Here is a 4,751-nt window from a genome sequence, read left to right on the forward strand (position 1 = left end):
ATGGAAAAGGTTGACGAAAACATCCTCTACTGGAGGGGCATTGCACTTGACTACTTTGACGGAACCTCATGGAGAAGCTTTGAAAAACGTCTTTTTGTCGCTAATGCAAAAACAAGGATAGAGGGTAAGCGGATCAGGCAGATGATATACCTTGAGCCTTACCAGAATATTTATCTCTTCGGTCTCGACAAACCTGTCTTTATATCTACCCGCTATGTGAAAAAATACGATGATCTCAGTTACTCTTCGTCAATATTCATAGAGAGGAGGATGAGATACGAGGTCCTTTCCATCATAGGAGATGCCATAGAAGATGAGAGTATAGACGAAGAGAGGTACCTGCAGGTCCCCGAGAGTGTATCATCCAGGATAGTCGATCTTGTCAATTCAATAACCCGCGGGAAAGAGAGGTCTGAGAAGATAGGCTCTCTCTATGCGTTTTTACATGACGGGGCGTTTAAATATTCCCTGCAAAACCTCCCTGTCTCAAAAAACCCGCTGGAGACATTTCTTTTTGAGAGCAAGTATGGCAACTGCGAGTATTTCGCGTCGACCTTGGCTATTATGCTCCGTATCGCAGGGATACCCTCGAGGGTTATCGGCGGGTACAGGGGGGGATACTACAATGACGTTGGACAATACTACCTGATACCGCAAAAAAACGCCCATGTCTGGGTGGAGGCGTTTACTCCTCAAAAAGGCTGGCTCCGGTATGACCCTACGCCGGCATCTATTGAAAATTTCGCCTTTCCGCTGCAGGGAGATTCATTGCTAAAGGCGCGGGTATTTCTGGATACTGTCAACTACTACTGGTATGCCTTTATCATCAACTACAACCTTGAAAAACAGATCTCGTTCCTTCATAAGGTCAGGACAGGGATAAAGAAGCCGTCTTTGAAGTTTAAGTTCAATAAAAATATCTTCTTGAAATACCTTATCATCGCCCTGTTGATTGCCGGAATGATCTTCATTATTCGGCTATTTACCATACCAAAAAAACCTCAGGAGAAAAGGCTGCTCTCAGCCTTCCTGCAAAAGATGGAAAAACATGGTTACCGTAAGAAAACATCCCAGGGTCTTGAAGAGTTCATATCACAGATAGATGATGATAGGCTCCGGGAGCAGGCCTCGGCTTTTGTGAGGTCTTTCGAAGAGATATACTTCCACGACAGGGTCTTTACCCGTGAACATATTTCGGGACTCAGGGACATACTCACATCCATGTAAACCTTTGTATTTACACTGTCTATAGAAAATATGGAGTTTTTTGTTGACAATAATTTTACAAGACTGTGTAATAGAAGAAGTAAAATTACAATCAAGGGGGTATTATATGAAAAAACTATTTATTATCTTTGTATCCGTTATATTCATCTTCGCTGTTGCTTCCTTATCGGATGCACAACAAAAAAAGGGCTGGCCAACAAAGGGTGTTACTATCGGTGCCGCTCCTATTGGCGGCGTTTACTACATCTGGGCTGGCGGTCCTGCTAAAGTACTGGGAGAAAAACTTGGCGTTCCTGCCTCTGTCGAATCGACAGGCGGCCCCGTTCACAATGTTCAGCTCGTCAATGTCAAACAGCTTGATTTCGGCATGGTTACAGCCGCCCCTGCGTATGAAGGCTGGACCGGGGCCGGCTGGGCAAAGGGGAAAAAATACCAGAATATCCGTGCTATCTTCCCGATGTATACGACATACTTCCAGATGTACGCGTTGAAAAAGAGCGGTGTTAAAAGCATTAAAGATTTTGGCGGCAAGTCCATCGGCACAGGTCCTGTGGGCGGAACACCGGCTACCTACTGGCCGATGATCATTGCCGAGGCAGGGGTAAAACCAAAAAGGATCGTCAATGCCTCGTCATCAGACCTCGACAATCAGTTGAAGGATGGGCTCCTCGACGCCAATGGCCAATCAGTCGGCTTACCGTGGGGCCTTGTCTCTGCCGACGAAACAACCCATGACATTGTTGTTATTGGCGTTGAGGGCGACATAGCCGACAGGTTCATCAAGAAGCATCCCGATTTCGCAAAGGGCGTTATTCCAAAAGGCACATATAAGAGCGCACCAAGCGATATAACAACATTAACAGTCTGGAACTTCATGGTTACCTATAAGGATATGTCCGCTGATTTTGTATATGAGTTTACAAAAGAGATATTCAAGAATAAACCTCTCCTTGTAAGCGTTCATAAATCCGCAAAGGAAGTGGAACCAAAGAATATCCTTTATTCCCCGATCCCTCTCCATCCTGGTGCAATAAAATACTATGAAGAGATCGGCATCAAGATTCCCAAGGAATTGAAAGGACAATAACCGAACCTGAAAACCAGAAAAAGACGAGGATACCGAGATGAAAGAGAAGAGTTTGGACCTTGGCAAGATAAAGGATGCGGACCTGATACGGACACGGGAGTTTGGAAAGTTTGGATCCTGGTCTATCTATCTGATTGGTGCAGTCTGCTCGCTCTTCCATCTCTACTGCCTTCTTATAAGCCCGATAGACCCATGGTTTTTCAGGGGAATGCATATCGTCTTCCTTGCCTCCCTTTGTTTTCTCCTGTACCCCGGCTGGCAGGGCGCAAGCAAAAAGGTACACTTCGTCGATTACATCCTGATCCTCATGATTATGGTCCCTTTTGTTTACATGGTAATCAACTTTGATGAGTGGATCTACAGGGTGGGTGTTGTACCCACCACCTGGGACACAATAATTTCTCTCATATTCATTGTGGCGATCCTCGAAATGACAAGAAGGACCACGGGACTCGCCCTTTCTATCATCGCCACCACGTTCATCCTCTATGGGCATTTCGGTAGTTCCCTCCCAGGTCTTTTTTATCACAGAGGTTATAGCTGGCCAAGGATCTTCACCTACCTTTTCAGTCTCGATGGGATCCTTGGCCTTCCCATCTTTGTATCTGCTGCTTACGTCTATATATTTGTGATCTTCGGTGCCTTTCTCAGGAGTTCCGGGGTGGGCGCCTACTTTATCCAGTTCTCTAACGCTATCGTAGGCTGGGCGCGGGGAGGTCCTGCCAAGGTTGCCATTATTTCGAGCTCTCTTTTTGGTACTGTGTCAGGAAGCTCCGCCGCGAATGTCGTCGGCACAGGAAGCTTCACTATCCCCATGATGAAAAGCATGGGCTACAAACCACACTTCGCCGGAGCCGTGGAGGCTGTTGCGTCAACGGGGGGCCAGATAATGCCTCCCGTGATGGGCGCGGGCGCCTTTCTCATGGCTGAGGTCCTCGGGGTACCCTACGTGAAGGTCCTCGTGGCAGCAATATTGCCGGCGGCCATGTACTACCTTGCCGTCTATTTCATGGTCGATTTTGAAGCCGCAAAGACCGGTCTTAAAGGTCTTCCACCGGATCAGATCCCCAACAAAAAAGAAACCTTGAAAAGAATCTACATGTTTGCCCCTTTGGCAATCCTCGTTTACTACATAGCAGTGGCAATGGCCTCTATCATTAAGGCCGGTACTATGGCCGTAGTAGCGTGTATTGCAGTGAGCTGGACCAGCAAAGAGACCCGGATGGGCTTGAAGAAGGTCATTGATTCCCTTGCGAACGGGGCAAGGGGCGCCATCGAGATGGCGGGAACATGCGCAGCAGCAGGGATCGTCATCGGCATCATATCCCAGACAGGGATCGGCCTTAAATTTGCCACAATCCTCCTTGAGTATTCGAAGGGCATACTCCCGCTCGCTCTGTTCCTGTCAATGGTCGTGGCCATCGTTCTCGGGATGGGGATGCCCACAACGGCTGCCTATGCAATATGCGCCGCTGTCATCACGACAGGTCTCATCAAGCTCGGGGCAATACCCATAGCCGCACACCTTTTCGTCTTCTACTTCGCCTGCATCTCCGCCATCACACCTCCGGTAGCGCTTGCGGCCTACGCAGGCGCCGCCATAGCAAAGGCATCCCCGAACAAGGTAGGTTTTACGGCCATGAAGCTTGGTATAGCAGCCTTTATAGCCCCCTATATGTTTATTTTCAATCCCGCTATGCTCTTTATAGGCAGCCTGACAGACATTATAATTGTGGCTGTTACAGCCCTCCTTGGTACCTTTGCCCTTGCCTGCGGCATGCAGGGGTGGCTTTTGGGAAAGGTTGTAGGATTGCCCATAAGGGTTCTGCTCATAGCGGGCGCAATAATGCTTATCAAGCCCGGTATTTATACGGATATAGCAGGTGTTTGTATTTTAGTGCTCACCTATTTTTTGAGTCGCTTTTTTTCAAAAAAGCAGACAAATACTCAGACATCATGATGGGTTGATCTTTTATCCACAGCAATATATTTTTGTTGATCTCTTCAGCGTGCAATATGGCCCTTTTACCCTTGACACACAATACTCTCTTTGCTAACATGATGCTTATCAAAGCGTAATTTGTATGAACAAAAGGAGATAAAATGGCACCGAAGAAGACTGCCAGACAATGGTTTACCGAGGCCTATGAACTTAATCTCCTCGAACCATTATCAGACAAGTCAATTGCTGCGTATAAAAAAAGTATCCAGCTTGATGATCAGTTCACTGACGCATACGTAAACCTTGGTTTTATCTTTCTCAACAAAAATGAGTACGAAAAGGCATTGAAATATTTCAGTAAGGTAGTGCAACTGGAACCGGATAGCATCGAGGCATACAACAATCTGGGGTACGTCTATGAAAAGATGGAGAGATTCGGCAGCGCCAAGCAGATGTTCCAGAAGGCTCTCCAGCTAAATCCGAACGACCCCGAGG

4 protein-coding genes are annotated in these 4,751 nt (G+C 47.1%); all 4 read left to right on the forward strand.

Features of this window, described 5'->3' with window-relative positions:
* On the forward strand, nt 1-1,227 hold a 1,227-nt coding region (locus tag PHU49_14800), incomplete at its 5' end, for a transglutaminase domain-containing protein (GenBank protein MDD5245275.1).
* A 106-nt stretch (nt 1,228-1,333) separates the two neighbouring features.
* A complete protein-coding gene (locus PHU49_14805) occupies nt 1,334-2,314 on the forward strand; it encodes a TAXI family TRAP transporter solute-binding subunit (protein ID MDD5245276.1) in 981 nt (326 codons plus the stop codon).
* Nucleotides 2,315-2,351: 37 nt separating this feature from the next.
* Entirely contained in the window at nt 2,352-4,274 is a 1,923-nt protein-coding gene (locus PHU49_14810) for a TRAP transporter permease (protein ID MDD5245277.1), read from the forward strand.
* A gap of 143 nt (nt 4,275-4,417) precedes the next feature.
* Nucleotides 4,418-4,751: tetratricopeptide repeat protein (locus PHU49_14815; GenBank protein ID MDD5245278.1), on the forward strand; the 334-nt coding region annotated here is incomplete at its 3' end.

The sequence above is a fragment of the Syntrophorhabdaceae bacterium genome, assembly GCA_028713955.1.
Taxonomy (GTDB): Bacteria; Desulfobacterota; Syntrophorhabdia; order Syntrophorhabdales; family Syntrophorhabdaceae; genus UBA5609.